Origin of the sequence: Actinoplanes subglobosus (assembly GCF_042650585.1) — a bacterium.
Classification (GTDB): Bacteria; Actinomycetota; Actinomycetes; order Mycobacteriales; family Micromonosporaceae; genus Actinoplanes; species Actinoplanes subglobosus.
On the sequence record NZ_JBHSBL010000031.1, the window covers coordinates 77,016 to 93,266 of the forward strand.

General features: G+C 72.0%; 15 protein-coding genes and 1 rRNA gene. 4 read left to right on the forward strand and 12 right to left on the reverse strand.

The genetic code is table 11. The annotated features are described in order from the left end of the window. Nucleotides 1-38 precede the first annotated feature (38 nt). Genes murJ through ACFO0C_RS44880 form a run of 8 tightly spaced genes read right to left on the reverse strand, consistent with a single transcriptional unit; the run spans nucleotide 39 to nucleotide 8,576 of the window. On the reverse strand, nucleotides 39-1,682 hold the full coding sequence (gene murJ, locus ACFO0C_RS44845) for a murein biosynthesis integral membrane protein MurJ (RefSeq protein ID WP_378072984.1): 1,644 nt from the start codon (nucleotides 1,680-1,682) through the stop codon (nucleotides 39-41). Next, a complete protein-coding gene (locus tag ACFO0C_RS44850) occupies nucleotides 1,679-2,506 on the reverse strand; it encodes a hypothetical protein (protein ID WP_378072985.1) in 828 nt (275 codons plus the stop codon). Before ACFO0C_RS44850 ends, murJ begins: the two co-directional genes overlap by 4 nt. A gap of 33 nt (nucleotides 2,507-2,539) precedes the next feature. Then, nucleotides 2,540-3,478 carry a copper transporter gene (locus ACFO0C_RS44855; protein ID WP_378072987.1) on the reverse strand — a complete coding sequence of 313 codons (939 nt, stop codon included), beginning with the start codon at nucleotides 3,476-3,478 and terminating at the stop codon, nucleotides 2,540-2,542. A 15-nt stretch (nucleotides 3,479-3,493) separates the two neighbouring features. Continuing rightward, nucleotides 3,494-4,687 (reverse strand): putative cytokinetic ring protein SteA, encoded by a 1,194-nt coding sequence (gene steA, locus ACFO0C_RS44860; protein WP_378073000.1) that lies wholly within the window; start codon nucleotides 4,685-4,687, stop codon nucleotides 3,494-3,496. Nucleotides 4,688-4,740: 53 nt separating this feature from the next. Beyond that, nucleotides 4,741-6,498: a DNA repair protein RecN gene (recN, locus tag ACFO0C_RS44865; protein ID WP_378072988.1), complete on the reverse strand. Its 1,758-nt coding sequence runs from the start codon at nucleotides 6,496-6,498 to the stop codon at nucleotides 4,741-4,743. A 51-nt stretch (nucleotides 6,499-6,549) separates the two neighbouring features. Beyond that, nucleotides 6,550-7,437, reverse strand: coding sequence for an NAD kinase (locus tag ACFO0C_RS44870; RefSeq protein WP_378072989.1), 888 nt, complete (start codon nucleotides 7,435-7,437; stop codon nucleotides 6,550-6,552). Further along, nucleotides 7,434-8,252, reverse strand: a complete 819-nt coding sequence (locus ACFO0C_RS44875) for a TlyA family RNA methyltransferase (RefSeq protein WP_378072990.1) — start codon at nucleotides 8,250-8,252, stop codon at nucleotides 7,434-7,436. The genes ACFO0C_RS44870 and ACFO0C_RS44875 overlap by 4 nt, the downstream gene beginning before the upstream one ends. A gap of 27 nt (nucleotides 8,253-8,279) precedes the next feature. After that, complete coding sequence (locus ACFO0C_RS44880) at nucleotides 8,280-8,576, reverse strand: hypothetical protein (protein WP_378072991.1); 297 nt, start codon at nucleotides 8,574-8,576, stop codon at nucleotides 8,280-8,282. Nucleotides 8,577-8,755: 179 nt separating this feature from the next. Between ACFO0C_RS44880 and ACFO0C_RS44885 the strand changes: the two genes are divergently transcribed. Continuing rightward, on the forward strand, nucleotides 8,756-9,403 hold the full coding sequence (locus tag ACFO0C_RS44885) for a pentapeptide repeat-containing protein (protein WP_378073001.1): 648 nt from the start codon (nucleotides 8,756-8,758) through the stop codon (nucleotides 9,401-9,403). A gap of 287 nt (nucleotides 9,404-9,690) precedes the next feature. Next, on the forward strand, nucleotides 9,691-10,014 hold the full coding sequence (locus ACFO0C_RS44890) for a sterol-binding protein (protein WP_378072992.1): 324 nt from the start codon (nucleotides 9,691-9,693) through the stop codon (nucleotides 10,012-10,014). A 50-nt stretch (nucleotides 10,015-10,064) separates the two neighbouring features. Here ACFO0C_RS44890 and ACFO0C_RS44895 read toward each other — a convergent pair whose 3' ends face one another. After that, nucleotides 10,065-11,414 carry a methyl-accepting chemotaxis protein gene (locus tag ACFO0C_RS44895; RefSeq protein WP_449192006.1) on the reverse strand — a complete coding sequence of 450 codons (1,350 nt, stop codon included), beginning with the start codon at nucleotides 11,412-11,414 and terminating at the stop codon, nucleotides 10,065-10,067. Between the two features lie 82 nt (nucleotides 11,415-11,496). On the opposite strand from ACFO0C_RS44895, the gene ACFO0C_RS44900 reads away from it, so the two are divergent. Beyond that, nucleotides 11,497-11,778, forward strand: a complete 282-nt coding sequence (locus ACFO0C_RS44900; protein ID WP_378072994.1) for a hypothetical protein — start codon at nucleotides 11,497-11,499, stop codon at nucleotides 11,776-11,778. Nucleotides 11,779-11,986: 208 nt separating this feature from the next. Here the strand turns inward: ACFO0C_RS44900 and ACFO0C_RS44905 are convergent, their stop codons facing one another. Both ACFO0C_RS44905 and ACFO0C_RS44910 read right to left on the reverse strand, forming a co-directional pair. Continuing rightward, nucleotides 11,987-13,042 (reverse strand): HAD-IIA family hydrolase, encoded by a 1,056-nt coding sequence (locus ACFO0C_RS44905; protein WP_378072995.1) that lies wholly within the window; start codon nucleotides 13,040-13,042, stop codon nucleotides 11,987-11,989. An 80-nt stretch (nucleotides 13,043-13,122) separates the two neighbouring features. Next, nucleotides 13,123-14,124 carry a Replicase polyprotein 1ab gene (locus tag ACFO0C_RS44910; protein ID WP_378072996.1) on the reverse strand — a complete coding sequence of 334 codons (1,002 nt, stop codon included), beginning with the start codon at nucleotides 14,122-14,124 and terminating at the stop codon, nucleotides 13,123-13,125. Between ACFO0C_RS44910 and ACFO0C_RS44915 the strand changes: the two genes are divergently transcribed. Beyond that, nucleotides 14,101-15,954 (forward strand): hypothetical protein, encoded by a 1,854-nt coding sequence (locus ACFO0C_RS44915; protein ID WP_378072997.1) that lies wholly within the window; start codon nucleotides 14,101-14,103, stop codon nucleotides 15,952-15,954. The genes ACFO0C_RS44910 and ACFO0C_RS44915 overlap by 24 nt on opposite strands. Nucleotides 15,955-16,075: 121 nt before the next feature. Here ACFO0C_RS44915 and rrf read toward each other — a convergent pair. Beyond that, nucleotides 16,076-16,192 (reverse strand): 5S ribosomal RNA (gene rrf, locus ACFO0C_RS44920). Nucleotides 16,193-16,251 lie beyond the last annotated feature (59 nt).

The following is a 16,251-nucleotide window of genomic DNA, read 5'->3' on the forward strand; positions in this document are numbered from 1 at the left end:
GCGCATTTCTCCGCCGCCCGCTTTCTCCGCCGCCCGCGCTATCGGCCGAGACGCTTTCTCAGCGTGCCGGCCAGCGGGCCGAGGTCCCGACGGTCCAGCGCGAAGGCCAGCACGACGAACACCACGGCGACCGCGACACCGCCCAGCATGCCTTCAACGAGGCTGCCCAGCACGCCCGGGGTCGGCCGGACGGCCGACTCCAGACCGGTCACCACACCCCATCCGGCGAGCCCGGCCACGGCCGCCGCCAGCACCGCGGCCACGAGCGCGCGGCTCAGCCCGGCCAGCGCGGCCGGGCCGGCGTGCCGTCGCACGGCGAGGACCAGCAGCAGCCCGGTCACGGTCATCCCGACGGCATTGGCCAGGCCCAAACCGAAGACCTCCCCGCCCGGTACGCCCACGGCTGTGACGACGATCACGGCCAGGGCGGCGGTGAGCCAGCCCACGGCCGACGCGACAGCGGCCGCCGCCGTCGCGCCCCGTGCGTACAGAGCCCGCGACAACAGGGCGAACAACGCGTAACCGAGCAGGCCGGGAGCGAACCCGACCACGCCGGGAACCGCGCCGGGCACGTTCATCAGATCGGCCATCGGGATCGCCAGGCCGGCCAGCGCGGCCGTGCCCAGACCGGCCAGCAGCACCACCGAGCGGGCGGTGCCGGAGAGCGCGGAAGCATACCCCTGCTCGTCCCCGCCGGACACCGCCGCCGACAACCGTGGGTAGACCGCCGTCGCGAGCGGCACCGCCAGCACCGCCCACGGCAGCAGGAACAGCGTCTGGGCGCCACTGTAGGGCGCCATCTGACGCGCGGCCAGCACCACGATCAGCCCGGCCACCACCTGCTGCGCGCCGACCGTGACCGCGCCGGCCCAGCCGAGCCGCACCGCCTGCCGCCCCTCGCCGCCGGGGAACGTCAGCGACGGCCGCAGGCGCAGCCGGAGCCGGGCCACCGGGATGATCAGGCAGAGGCTCAGCGCCACGACGCCGAGCGTGGTGCCCACCGACAGGGTCAGCTCACCGGCCCGGCTCAGCCCGGCGAAATCCGTCCCCGCCCCGTCGAGACCGGCGTAGGTGAGGTAGGCCGCCATCACGGTGACGCTGGACAGCAGCGGCGCGATCACCGGCCACGCGAACCGGTGGTGTGCCTGGAGGACACCGGTCAGCACGATCCCGATGCCGTAGAGGGGCAGCTGCGGCGCGAAGATCCGCAACATCCGGGCGGCGACCTCACGGTGCTCCGGCGGAATGTCGTGGAACAGGCCGGTGATCGGGCCGGCCAGCAGGAACACCAGCACCGCCAGCGGGACCGTCAGCGCCAGCACCCAGGACAGCAGGGCGGAGGCGACACGATTCACCCGCTCACGGTCGCCGGCCGCCACCGCACCGGCCAGCAGCGGCACCACCAGGCTGGCCAGCGCGCCGCCGGCGGCCAGCTCGAAGACGATGTTCGGGATCAGGTTGGTGGCCAGGTAGACGTCACCGAGCGCCTCGTCGCCGACGGTGTAGAAGAACACCGTCGTACGGCCGAAACCGGCGAGCCGGGCCAGGATGGTGAGGATCGAGATCAGCGCCGCCGCGCCGGCCAGCCGGCCCGCCGTACCCCTGGAGGGTCGTGCGGAGACCGGAACGCCGGGCGAAGCCGGGGGCGCGGCAGCCGCGCCGGGATCGGAGGGTCGCGTCACCGGGAAAGACGGCCGAGGTCGTCGAGGGTGCGCAGCCACGGGGTGTCCTTGATGACCTTGGTGAAACTGACCTTCTCGCTGGCCGCGGTCAGCGCCAGCAGCGCGGTCAGGGCGGTGACCCGGCCGGCCGTCCCGCTGCGGGCCACGAACGCGGTGCCCAGGAGCGCGCCCAGCGCGTTGGCCCCGGCGTCGCCGAGCATGATCTCCTCGCCGAGGTCGTCGGGCAGCAGCGCAGCGCCCGCGCCGAGCGTGCCGGCCGTCATCGACGCGTTGCGGCCCACCGCGAGCGGCGCGCCGAGGATCGCACCGGCCTTGAGCGCGCGGCCCGGCCGCAGGTCGAGCAGGTTGATCAGGTTGGCCGTGCCGGCGATCACACCGGCGCCCAGCAGGACGTCGGCGCCGCGCCCGAACCGGGAGCGGCGGCCACTGCCGATCAGCGCCGACGCCACCAGACCGGCCGCGCCCACCCCGGCGATCTTGACGAGGCCGCTGGTGACGAAGCCCTCGCGCAGCGCACCCAGATGGCCGGCGAAACCCTTCGCCGCCTTCTGCTCGGGCCGGTTGCCGACGACGTCGTCGTAGAAACCGACCGCGCCGCTGACCGCCCCGGCGGCGACCGCGGCGGCGGCGAGCCGGGCGGTCGGGGCACCGGAGGCCGCGCCGATGGTGGCGCCGACGGCGAGGGCCGGACCGCCGGCGAGCGTCACCGTGCGGCCGTGGAAGTTGGTCCGCTCCAGCTCACGGGCCTGCGGGTCACGGCGCACCCAGCCGAGCACGCTGCGGGCGACCAGAGCGCCGAGGGCGGAGGAACGCAGGTAGGCCATGGCCGGAGAGTCTAGACGGGGACGGCCAGGACCCTAGGGAGCGGCCGACGGCACGATCGAGGTGGCGCCCGCGGCCAGGCCGTACTGGCCCACCCGGTTCTGCACCAGGCGCTCGACCGCGACCAGGGCGGTCGCGACCTGACCCTGCACGGTACTCACGTTGTCCACCGTGGAGATGTCCTTGACCAGGGTCGGGTCGTTGCGGATGCCGGAGACCAGATTTCCCTCGCCCGCGTTGTCGCCCGCGACCACGAGCATGCGCGGCGTCTTGCCGAACTGGCCGGCCATGGTCAGCGCGTAGCCGCTCTTCTTCTCCGCCTCCTTGTCGGTGGCGGGCACCCCGGCGACCAGCACGATGGCCTCGGCGCCACCGGTCGCGCCGTCCTCGGTGGTGACGTAGCCGGGCTGCGCGAACGCGGCCAGCACGGCCGTCACGTCCTCGGCCGTGGGCGTGCCGGCCGTGGCCCCCTGCAGCAGAGCGAGGGCGAGCATCGCGCTGGCCGTCTCGACACCGTCGCTGTTGAGCGGCAGACCGGCCGACGAGATGCTCGGCTGGGACAGCTCGTCGACGAGGAGCAGCAGGTCGTTGACCGTGTTGGGGTCGAAGAACTTGTCCTCCACCCGCACCCGGGCGGTGATCGTGGCCCCGGCCACGGTCAGCATCTTCACCACGCCGTCGGTGTGCTCGTCGGTGCCGGGCAGCGCGACCACGGCGATCTTGCGGCCGGCCAGCTTGCCGCCGAGCAGGCCCGGCGCGATCTGGCTGGCGAACTCCTGGCTGCGGTTGACCGACTCGTTGAGCTGGTTGACCTGCTCCCGGCGGACGTTGTTGTCCTTGTTGAGCGCCTCCAGATTGTTCCGGAGGTTCTCCGAGACCGGGCCGTTGAGCGCGGCGGTGCCGACCACCAGGCCGATCGCCAGCGCGAGAAAGACCGCGGTGAGGGACACCACGTGGTACCGGAAGTTGATCACAACGCCCTCGTCGACTCAGAACAGATTGCCGAGCTGAAACAGCAGATTGTCCCACCACTCGGACACGACGGTGAGATACGCCTTCCCCACCGTGGACACCGCCACCGCCGACGCCATCGCCGCGATCGCGGACAGCACCAGCAACAGCACCGCCGACCCGGAGATGCTCTGCCGGTAGAGGCGGCTCACACCCTTCGCGTCGACCAGCTTGCCGCCGACCTTGAGCCGGGTCAGGAACGTCGAGGCCATGCCGCCACGGCCCTTGTCCAGGAACTCGACCAGGTTGGCGTGGGTGCCGACAGCGACGATCAGGGACGCGCCCTTCTCGTCGGCGAGCAGCATCGCCAGGTCCTCGCTGGTGGCCGCGGCCGGGAAGGTCAGCGCGTCGACACCCAGGTTCTCCACCCGTTTGAGGCCGGGCGCCCGGCCGTCGGGGTAGGCGTGCACCACGATCTCGGCGCCGCAGCGCAGCACGTCATCGGTGACCGAATCCATGTCGCCGATGATCATGTCGGGGGTGTAGCCGTTCTCCACCAGCGCGTCGGCACCGCCGTCCACACCGATCAGGACCGGCTTGTACTCCCTGATGTACGGCCGGAGAACCTCCAGGTCCTCCTTGTAGTCGTAGCCGCGCACCACGATCAGCACGTGCCGCCCGCCGATCCGGGTCTGCACGTCGGGGACGCCGACACCGTCGAGCAGCAGATCCCGTTCCTGCTTCAGATAGTCCATCGTGTTCGCGGCGAACGCCTCGAGCTGCACCGACAGGCCCTCGCGGGCATCGGCCATCGACTTGGCGACCGACTCCGCGTCCTGCCGGACACCGCTGGCCACCGGCTCGCCGTCGAGCAGCACCGTGCCACCCTCGATGCTGACCGTCTGTCCCTCGCGCAACCCGGCGAACACGTCCTCGCCGAGCTCGTCGACGAGGATCACCCCGCCCTGGATCAGCACCTCGGGACCCAGATTCGGATACCGGCCGGAGATCGACGGCTTCGCGTTGAGCACCGCCATCACGCCCGACGCGACGAGCGAGTCGGCGGCGACCCGGTCCAGGTCGACGTGGTCGATCACGGCGATCTCACCGGGGCGCAGCCGGCCGGTCAACCGCTTGGTCCGCCGGTCCAGCCGGGCCACGCCGGAGACCGGACCAGGGTCGACGCTCCTGGTCCGGCGGAGGGTGGGAATGGGAAGTCGCATCCCGGCCATCCTGACATGCCACCGCACCCGGGGCCCCCGCGACATGCGCCAGCTCACCTTTCCTACGCGCGTTTCTCCCGCGCGGCCACGGAGAGTAGCTCCTCGGCATGCGCAATGCCAAGGTCGGAATCGGGCAGACCAGCCAGCATCCGGGACAATTCCCTGGCTCGTTCGGTTTCTTCCACAATGCGCACACCACTCGTGGTGATCGCCCCACCGGTGTCTTTCGCGACCACCAGATGCCGATCGGCGAATGCCGCGACCTGCGGCAGGTGCGTCACGACCAACACCTGATGCGTACGCGCCAAGCGCGCCAGCCGCCGCCCGATCTCCACCGCCGCCGTCCCGCCGACACCCGAGTCGACCTCGTCGAACACCAGCGTCGGTGGCCCACCGGCCCCGGCGAAGACCACCTCGATGGCCAGCATCACCCGGGACAGCTCACCCCCGGAGGCACCCTTCTGCAGGGGCAGCGCCGGCGCACCCGGGTGGGCGTGCAGCCGCAGCTCCACCTCGTCGGCCCCGTCCGGCCCGGCCGCCAGGGTCTCCCCCTCGACCGTGACGGCCGGCTCGTCCCGCGACGGCGCCCGGGTCAGCACCGCCACCTCGACCCGTGAATGCGGCATCGCCAGCCCGGCCAGCTCCACACTGACCGCCTCGGAGAACCGCCCGGCCGCCTCCCGCCGGGCCGCGGTCAGCCGCCCGGCCAGCTCGCCGACCGTCGCCTCCAGCCGCTGCCGCTCCTTGTCGAGCTCCTCCAGCAACTCGTCGGACGAGTCGAGCTGGCTGAGCTTGGTCCGCGCGTTCTCCGCCCAGACGATCACGCCGTCGACGTCGTCCGCATACTTACGCGTCAGGGCCCGCAGCGCGGCCCGCCGCTCGTAGATCGCCTCCAGCCGGGCCGGATCGGCGTCGAGCGAACTCAGGTAGGCCGAAAGCTCCGAGGCCACGTCACCGACCAGGGTGGCGGCCTCCTCGATCCGGGCGGCCAGGTCACCGAGCGACGAGTCGACCGCCGACTGACCCTCCAGGGTCCGCCGGGCCAGGCCGAGCAACTGGGTCGCGTCGGGGGTGTCGTCGGCCGCCTCCACGCCGCCGGCCAGCGCCTGCGACGCCAGGGTGGCCGCGACCCGCAGCCCCTCGGCGTGCTCCAGCCGCTGCACCTCGTTACGCAGATCCTCGTCCTCACCGGGCTGGGGGTCGACCCGGGTGATCTCGTCGAGGCCGAGCTTGAGCAGATCGGCCTCCTGCGAGCGCTGCCGCGCGTTGCGTCGCCGGTCGGCCAGGTCCTCGACCACGGCCCGCCACCGGCCGAACGCCTCCCGGTAGGAGTCGATCAGCTTCTCGTGCCCGGGGCCGGCGAACCGGTCGAGCGCCGACCGCTGCTCCGACGGGCGCAGCAGGCGCAGCTGATCGGACTGGCCGTGCACCGCGAGGATCTGCTCGCCCAGCTCGCTCAGCGTCGACACCGGCATGCTGCGGCCGCCGACGTGCGCCCGGGACCGGCCCTCGGCCGTCACCGTGCGGCTGAGCAGGATCGAGCCGTCGTCGTCGGCCTCGCCGCCGGCGTCGGTCACCCGGGTCCGCACCGCGTCGCCCAGGGTGCCGCGCAGCTTGAGCCGGCCCTCGACGACGGCCCGGCCCGGGTCGGCCCGGACCCGGCCGGCGTCGGCCCGGCCACCGAAGAGCAGTCCGAGACCGGTCACCACCATCGTCTTACCGGCGCCGGTCTCGCCGGTGATCACATTCATTCCCGACGTGAGCCGCAGCGTCGTGTCGTCGATGACGCCGAGCCCGGTGATGCGCAGTTCCTCCAGCACAGCCAGACAGTATCGGCACCCCCCGACAATTGCCCAACGGCGGGGGTCTGATCAGCGTCGATTCCCGCGCCAGCCGACGACCGGCAGACCGAACTTCGCCACCAGCGTGTCGGTGAACGGACGCGGCGCCAGCCGGACCAGCCGGACCGGCAACTGACCCCTTTCGACCGTCACCTGCGAACCGGGCGGCAGGTCCCAGGTCCGCCGGCCGTCGCAGCACAACACCGCAAAAGACGTGTACGGGTCCACCGTCAGCACGAAGGTCGACGTCGGCGCGGTCACCAGCGGCTTGGAGAACAGTGCGTGCGCACTGATCGGCACCAGCAGCAGCGCCTCCACCTCGGGCCAGACGACCGGGCCACCGGCCGAGAACGCATACGCCGTCGACCCGGTCGGTGTGGCGCACACCACACCGTCGCAGCCGTAGCGGGACAGCGGACGGCCGTCCACGTCCACCATCAGTTCGAGCATCTGGGCCCGCTGGCCCTTCTCCACGGTCACCTCGTTGAGCGCCCACGACTCGGCGATCAGGCGGCCGTCGTACTCGGCCCGGACGTCCAGCGTCAGCCGCTCGTCGACGGAGTAGTCACCACGCACCACCTCGGCGACCGCGTGGTCGATGTGATCGATCTCGGTCTCGGCGAGGAAGCCGACCTTGCCCAGGTTGATCCCGAGCAGCGGGGCCTTCGCCGGGCGGGCCAGATCGGCGGCACGCAGGATGGTGCCGTCACCGCCGAGCGCCAGCACGATCTCCACACCCTCGGCCGCGTCCGGGCCGACCACCGGCTCCACGCCCGGGGGCAGCTCCAGGTCGTCGATCTCCTCGGCGATCACCCGCACCTCGAAACCGGCGGCGATCAGGTCCAGCGCCACCGCTCGGGCGTGCTGCGTACTCTGCCGGCGCCCGGTGTGCGTCACCAGCAGGGCCGAGCGCGTCATTTCTCCTCCAGCAGGGGAACGGGTCCAGCTTCGACGACAGCTTCGATCCGGGGCGGATCAGCCGGCGGGGCGTCCCGCCGGAACCACACGAAGAACTCCACATTGCCGCTCGGGCCCGGTAGCGGGCTGGCGGTCACGTCCGCCACCCCCAGGCCCAGTGTCGCGGCGGCCGACGCCACGTCCAGCACCGCCTCGGCGCGCAGCCGCCAGTCACGGACCACGCCACCCGAGCCGACCTTCTCCTTGCCGACCTCGAACTGCGGCTTCACCATCAGCGCCAGATCACCGTCCGGGCCGGTGCACCCGGCCAGTGCGGGCAGCACCAGCCGCAGCGAGATGAACGACAGGTCGGCGACGGTCAGGTCGACCGGACCGCCGATCGACTCGGGCGTGATCGACCGGACGTTGGTGCGCTCCTGCACCACCACCCGGTCGTCGTTGCGGATCGGCCAGGCCAGCTGGCCGTACCCCACATCCACCGCCACCACCTGCCGGGCGCCGGCACGCAGCAGCACGTCGGTGAAGCCGCCGGTGGACGCGCCGGCATCCAGGCAACGGCGGCCGGCGACGGTGAGCCCCTTGAACGCCGCCAGGGCACCGGCCAGCTTGTGGCTGCCCCTGGACACGTACTCGTCCTTCGGGTCCTCCCCGGTCACCACGATCGGATCGGCCGGGTCGACCATGGTCGCGACCTTCATCGCGGCGTTGCCGCGCACCCGCACCCGGCCGGCCGCGACGAGCGCGGCGGCCTGTTCCCGGGAGCGGGCGAGCTTGCGTCGGACGAGCTCGGCGTCAAGACGCGCACGGGCGGCCATCAGGTTCCTTTATTCTGTACGGTCGTTTCAGCGGTCGATGCTGGCCAGGGTTTCCTGGAGCACCTGGTGCGCGGCCTCGTACTCGGCGATCTGCTCGGCCGGCGCCAGCCGCGCGGCGTTGGCGAGCGACCGTAGCACCGCGTCCACCGCGGGGTGCCCGGTGTCCTCCCCCATGGCGTGCGGAACCGGCGAGTGGGAGATCGGCGCGTGCGGGACCGGGGCGTGCGGGACCGGGACGTGCGGAACCGCCGGGCGGGCGGCCCCCGCCGGTGGAAAGCCACCCGGAGGCGGCCCGGGACGCGGGCCGGGCTGTGGGTAGTTCACGACCTCACGCCTCCGAACTCTCGGTCCGGCTGACCGTCTCCGACGCCGGTGTCGACTGAGCGGGCACCTGCGCCGCCCTCTTGGCCGGAGCCTTACGCGGCGGCGCCGTCTGCTTCGCCGCGGCAGTCTGCTTCGCGGCGGTGGCCTGCTTCTTCGCCGCAGCCGTCTGCTTCGCCGCGGTGGTCTGCTTCGCCGGAGTCTGCTTGGCCAGGGTCTGCTTCGCCGGAGTCTGCTTCGCCGGGGTCTGCTTCGCCGGGGTCTGCTTCGCCGGGGTCTGCTTGGCGACGGCTTTCCTGGCCGGCGCCCGCTTGGCCACCGCCTTCTTGACCGGAGCCGCAGCCGGGGCGGGATCCGCAGCCGGGGTCTCCACCGGTGCCGGCTCCACGAACACCGGCTCGACAGCCGCCGGAGCCTCGGTCACCGGAGCAGCGGCCCCAGCGGCCTTCCGAGGCGCACGCTTGACCGGCGCACGCTTCACCGGCACCGTCTTCGCCGCGGCCCGGTTGGCCGGAGCACGTTTCGCCGGAGCGGGCACCACATCGACCGGAGCCGCCTCGACCGGAGCCGCGGCCGCCTTGGCCGGCACCGCCGCCGGACTCGTCCCAGCCGCCGGCATCGCGTTGGGCTTGGCCTTGACCACCTTCTTCGCCACCGTCTTCTTGACCGGCCGTGCCTCGGGCGCCTCGGGCGCACCGGTCTCGACCGCGGTGACCCGGGCCTGCGCCTGCCGCAGCTGCCGCTCCAGGTCGTGCACCTTGCTGGTGAGGTCGGACACCTCCTCGGCGGTGGCCAGCCCCACCCGTCCGAGGGCACGGTCCACCTCGTAGCGGACGATGTTGGTCAGCGCCTCACGATTCGCGATGCCCGCCGACAGCAGGTCCTCCACGAGGCCCTGCACCTGTGCCGCCGTGGCCCCGCCTCGGTTGAGCAGCTCCCCGGCGACCTGTTGCGCCTTCTTCCGGGGGGCTTCCGTCAAGCCGAGTGCAAGGTCCAGATATGCCCGCCATGCGTCCGGCATGTCTCGACTCCTCTCGCCGCGTCGGGTGCCACGCTACCGGGCACCTCCGGGAAACTCCTGGGGTACCGTGCCGGTGTCGTGAGGGAGGATGGGCCCATGGCCACCTTGGACGAGTGCCGCCGAGCACTGCACGACCTCGCCGCCCGACTGGAGAGCAACGCCGAGGCCCGCGGCAAACTCGACCTGGACCGCACGCTCGCCTGCCGCCTGACGGACCTGGGCGCCGCGTTCCACGGCCGGATCACCGGCGGCCGTCTGGTCGACATCACCGACGGCGACGACCCGAAAGCGAAGATCGCCCTGGTCACCACGAGCGACGAGCTGCTCGACCTGGTGGCGGGCAGGCTCGAGGTGTCCCGGTTGATCACCGCCATCCGGGCGAACCCGTTCGACCTGCTCAAGCTCCGCAAGCTCCTCTGAACGACCGGACCGGTTGTGCCCGGGGATACGGGCACAACCGGTAGGTAGGTTCAAAGATCAGCGATCGGTCGTCGCGGAGAGTGTCTCCAGCCCGACGAGCACCTGGTCGGGNNCGCGGACAGCTGGGTGGTGACCTCGGCGAGCACGGCCGCCTGTTCCTCCACCGAGGACGCGATGTTGAGCTGGAACTCGTGGATGTCGTCGACCGCGCCGGTGGTCGAGGCGAAGGTGTGCGCCACATCCCCGGTCTCCGCCACGATCGCGGTGATCACCTGGTTGACCTTCTCCACCGAGGTGGCCGTCTCCCGGGCCAGGTCCTTGACCTCGCCGGCGACGACGGCGAAGCCCTTGCCCAGTTCACCGGCACGGGCGGCCTCGATGGTGGCGTTGAGGGCGAGCAGGTTGGTCTGCTCGGCCAGCGAGGCGATGATCGCGTTGACGGCGGCGATCTCCCCGACCGACTTCTCCAGCTGACGGACCTTCGCTCCGGCCGAGGCGGCCGCGTCCTTGCCGGTGGACGCGGTTCCAGCGGCCTGCGCGGACCGTTCCGCGATGTCACGGACCGACGCGGTGAGCGCCGCCAGTTCCCGGTCGACGGCGGCGACGGCCGAGATCGCGGTGTGTGCCTCAGCGCTGATCTTGGCGACGTCGGCGGTGACGCGCCGGGCCTGCTCGGCCGACGCCTCCGATCGCAGGCGCAGTTCCTCGGCGGCGCGTTCCTGCGCCTCGTGCTCGGCCCGTTCGACCTCGCGGCGGGCGTCCTCGGCCTGCCGGGCCAGCACCTCGTTCTCCCGCTCGGCCTGTTCGGCGAAGTGCCAGAAGACCACGATGCCGGCCACCTCCAGGGTGAGCAGCCCGGCGTGCACGGCGACCATGCCGATCGCGGCGCCGACACCCATGTGGTGCTCACCGAACACCCGTTCCGGCGACACCAGCCCGAGCACCCCGTGGTGCACGACGACCACGATGATCGCCGAAACCAGCGGCGCCCACTGCTGATAGAGCGCCACGAAGATCAGCACCGCGTACAGGTGGATGTGGGTGGACATCTCGCCACCGGTGAGCTCGATCGCCACGAACGTGCACGCGATCAACCCGACGCTGACATGACTGGCCCGTGCCTTGGTCTTCTCCACCGGCAGCAACGCGGCCAGGGACGCCCAGACCGCGACGGCTGCCGTCAGCCCGATCGCCTCCCAGGTGGATCGGGGCCCGAGGATGCCGATCACCAGGAAGGCGGGCACGTGGAACCAGAGCAGGCGACTCACGATCCGGTGGCGGGACTGCCAGGACGCGTCGGAGAGCCGGGCGCCGCGCGGCAACGTCAGTGAACTCACATCCCCCTGATCGACCGCGGAAAGGTCCGCTTGACCCTGTGGGGCAAAAGGCGCAACAACCATCCAATCAGCCGGTGCCGGTGCCACGATTGGATCAGGGAACCCATCGGCCGGCGGCCGTGCCGGCCCCGATCAGGGAGGGACCATGCCATACGCCCGTCCCGGCCTGCCGCGCTTCGACGCGACACTGACCACCGCGAACGTTCACGAACGCGCGGAACAGGTCGCCGTACCCGACTTCGACTGGATGTCCACCCCCATCCTCGCGTTCGTCGACGCCCTGCTGCACATCGACATGAACGCCCCACCGCCGCCGCGCCACCGCCGTCTCCCGACGCCGGCGAGCACCCCGCTCACCCCACCGGTCGACACGGCGGCCCACAGCGCCGGCCATATGCTCGCCGACCTCACCCGACTGCACCGCTGACCCCTTTTTTCGGTACGCCGCACGCCACCCGCAAACGCACCACTTCTCCCGCCGAGCCCCGCGACGTTCCCCGGCTCGAGACCGAAACGCGACCGCCGGGCTGGTTGCCCACTCACCGAAACGCCGAACGGCCCTGACCGCCACCTCCGCATCCGGAGCACAGCAGGCAGGGCCGTTCGAAAGAGTGCCGCGGTCGTTCCGCCGCCGCTCAGTGCGACCCGGGCAGACCCCAGGACCGCAGGAGTTCGCGCGCACCGCCGGAACCCGCGGTGATCGCCTCGACCGGAACGCCGGTCCAGGTGACCACGCAGAGCAGGCGCAACGCCTCCACCGGGTCCCCGGAGCCGTCCAGCACAGCCCGGTCACCGTCGCGGGTCACACGCCAGCCCTCGGCCCCGACGCCATCGGCCTCATCGGAGGCCGCTCCGGCAGGCCCCGGCAGGCGGGACCCGCTGGCCGGGCGGAACAGGGCGGACAGATCGGCTGCCACGAAGGTGGGCCGCCGATCCTCCGGGGCCGCCAGCAGGTCGGCCGGGCCACTGACACCGGTCAGGACCAGGAGGCTGTCCATCCCGGCGGTGACCGCGCCCTGGATGTCGGTGTCGAGACGGTCACCGATCGCCAGCGGCCGCCGCGCCCGGGCCTGGGTGGCCGCGGTCCGGAACAGGGCGGGCTGCGGCTTGCCGACCACCACGTCCGGATCCCGGTCCAGGGCGGTGCGCAACACGGCGACGAGCGAACCGTTGCCGGGAAGCGGCCCACGCGGGCTGGGCAGGGTGCGGTCGGTGTTGGTGGCGATCCAGGTGGCCCCGGCCCGCACCGCGAGAGCCGCCTCGGCCAGGACCTTCCAGCCGACGTCCGGTCCGTACCCCTGAAGCACCGCGACCGGCCCGTCCTCCAGTGAGCCGACCGGGGTGAGGCCCACATCGCGGACCTCGGCGCGCAGCGCCTCCGCACCGACCACCAGAATCGGCGCCCCGGCCGGAAACCGCTCGGCGAGCAGCGCCGCCGAGGCGCCGGCCGAGGTCAGCACCTCGGCCGGTTCGGCACTCACACCCATGCCGGTCAGCAGAGCCGCCACGTCCCCGGCCCGCCGGGAGGCGTTGTTCGTGGCATAGGCGATCGACGTCCCGCCGGACCGCAACCGCTCGACCGCCTCAGCGGCACCCGGAATCGGCTTGTCGATCAGGAAGACAACGCCGTCCAGATCGAAGATGACCAGGTCATAGTCCCCGGCAAGGTGATCGCTCACGCTTTTCGTCACCGGCAAAGACAATCACACCGCCGGGCAGGTGCCTCGGCGGTGTGATCGTCCGGTTCGTTACCGCACGTCGGCGTGACCGCTCACGCCTTCGGCTTCTCCTCGCCGGCCTTGTCAGCCGATCCGGCACCAGCCTCGTCCACGGCCTTCTCGTCGTCCTCGTCGACAGCCTTCTCGTTGTCCTCGTCGACAACCGACGTCTCGGACTTCTCGTCCTCGTCACCGAGAGCGTCGGTGTTCACATCCGTGTCCGCGACGTCAACCGACTCGTCCTCGTCGAGGTCGTCCTCATCCTCGTCGTCGTAGTCGTCGTCCTCGTCGTCGAGGTCGTCCTCGTCGTCGTCATCCTCGTCGTCGAGGTCGTCATCGTCCTCGTCGTCGTCGTCGTAGTCGCCGTCCTCGTCATCCTCGTCCGAGTCGCCGGGGGCACGGTCGGTCTCCTCCCCGGACCGGTCGGCGGCGGACGCCTCGTCGTCCTCGTCGTCGGCGTCGTCACCCTCGATGGTGACGCCGTCGAGTTCGAGAAGACGCTCGGCGGCGTCGGTGACCTGCTCCTCGTCGACGGCGGCGGTCCGGGCGAACCACTCCCGCGCCTCGTCACGACGGCCGGCCGCCAGGAGCGCGTCGGCATACGCATACCGCAGGCGGGCCGCCCACTCGGCGTCGTCGTCGCCGGTCAACTCCTTGACCTGGAGCATCGCCACGGCGGCGTCGTGCTGCCCCAGATCACCCCGGGCGCCGGCGGCGACGATCAGCAGTTCGATCGCGCCGGCCTTCTCCAGGTTGGCCACGTCGGCACCGCGGAACAGGTCGATCGCCCGCTCCGGACGGCCCAGCGCCCGCTCGCAGTCGGCCAGCTCGGCCAGGTGCGTCTGCCGTCCGGTCATCCGGTGGTAGGTGCGCAGCTCCGCGATCGCGGTCGTCCAGTCGCCGGCCGCGTACGCCGCCAGGCCGACGGCCTCCCGCACCACGGCGATCCGCGAAGCGAGACGCCGGGCCGCGATCGCGTGGTTCAGCGCGAGCTCGGAGTCCTCGTCGATGATCTGGCCGGCGGCGACCAGGTGCCGGGCGACCTTCTCGGCCACGTCCCGGGCCAGGCTCAGCAGCTCGGCGCGAACCTCCTGGTCGAGGTCGTTGGAAGTGATCTCCTCGGGGATCTCCGGCGCCTCGAAGGAGGGCTTGCCGGTCTCGTCCTGCCGCGCGTCCCGGTCACGGTCGCCACGGAACCCACCACGGTCGTCCCGGTCCCCGCGGAATCCACCACGGTCGTCCCGGTCCCCGCGGAATCCGACCCGGTCGTCCCGGAACCCACCACGGTCTCCACGGAATCCTCCGCGGTCATCGCGGTCACCGCCACGGAATCCGCCGCGGTCGCCACCGCCCTGGTAACCACCACGGTCACGGTCACCACCACCCTGGTAGCCGCCACGATCACGGTCACCACCACGGAAACCACCCCGGTCGCCACCACCCTGGTAGCCCGGGCGATCGCCGCCACGGAAACCACCACGGTCGCCACCGGGCCGGTCACTGCGCTGCGGGCGGTCACCGTAGGGCCGGTCCTGACGGGGACGGTCACCGAACGGCCGATCACGGTCGCCCCGGAAGCCGCCGCCCTGGGGACGGTCGCCGCCACGCGAGTCACCACGGAACCCACCGCGGTCGCCGCCGCCCTGGTAGCCGCCACGGTCGCCGCCACCCTGGAAGCCCTCACGGGGGCCGCTGCGGTCACGGTCCCCGCCACGGAACCCGCCGCGGTCGCCGCCACCCTGGAAGCCCTCACGGGGGCCGCTGCGGTCACGGTCGCCGCCACGGAAACCACCCCGGTCGCCGCCACCCTGGTAACCCGGACGGTCGCCGCCGCGGAACCCACCACGGTCACCACCGGACGGACGGTCGCCGCCACGGAACCCGCCACGGTCGCCACCGCCCTGGTAGCCGCCACGGTCGCCGCCCGAGGGGCGGTCGCCGCCACGGAACCCGCCGCGATCGCCGCCACCCTGGTAGCCGCCACGATCACGGTCACCACCACGGAAACCACCCCGGTCGCCACCACCCTGGTAACCCGGGCGGTCGCCACCACGGAACCCACCACGGTCACCACCGGACGGACGGTCGCCGCCACGGAAACCGCCACGATCGCCGCCACCCTGGTAGCCGCCACGATCACGGTCACCACCACGGAAACCACCCCGGTCGCCGCCACCCTGGTAGCCGCCACGATCACGGTCACCACCACGGAAACCACCCCGGTCGCCACCACCCTGGTAACCCGGGCGGTCGCCACCACGGAACCCACCACGGTCACCACCGGACGGACGGTCACCGCCACGGAAACCGCCACGGTCGCCGCCACCCTGGTAGCCGCCACGATCACGGTCACCACCACGGAAACCACCGCGATCGCCGCCACCCTGGTAGCCGCCACGGTCGCCGCCCGAGGGACGGTCGCCGCCACGGAATCCGCCGCGCTCTACGCCACGGTCGCGGTCGCCACCGCGGAAACCGCCGCGGTCGTCGCTACGGAAGCCGCCGCCGGACGGACGGTCGCCGCCACGGAAACCACCGCGGTCACCGCCGCCCTGGTAGCCGCCACGGTCACGGTCGCCACCGCGGAAACCACCACGGTCGCCACCGCGATCACGGTCGCCACCACGGAAACCACCACGGTCGCCACCGCCCTGGTAACCACCACGGGACCCGCCACGGTCCCCGCCGCGGAAGCCGCCCCGGTCACCACCGCGGTCGCCACCGCCCTGGTAGCCGCCGCGGTCGCCCCGGTCGCTGCGGCGGCCATCGCCACCTCCGTCGCGACCGCCGGCCGGACGACGGTCGTCGTCACGGTTGCTGGAGCCGCCGTCCTGCGGTCCTGTACTCACGGATCATTCCTTCCAGTACGGCGGCGGACTACCTAGGCCCGAGTGGCCCTGCTCCGACACACGCTGTTCTCGATACACAAAGTTACTAGGGGATCTGCCCACAAACGCAGTCGAGGGCCGACCCCGAAGTGGGGCGGCCCTCGACCGATCACGTTGAGTCCGGCGGCGTCCTACTCTCCCACACCCTCCCGAGTGCAGTACCATCGGCGCTGGAGGGCTTAGCTACCGGGTTCGGAATGTAACCGGGCGTTTCCCCTCCGCTATGACCACCGAAACACCTTTCAGCAACAGCGAAGAACCAGCAACTCTCAGGCGCCGGCCACGATCAGCCGA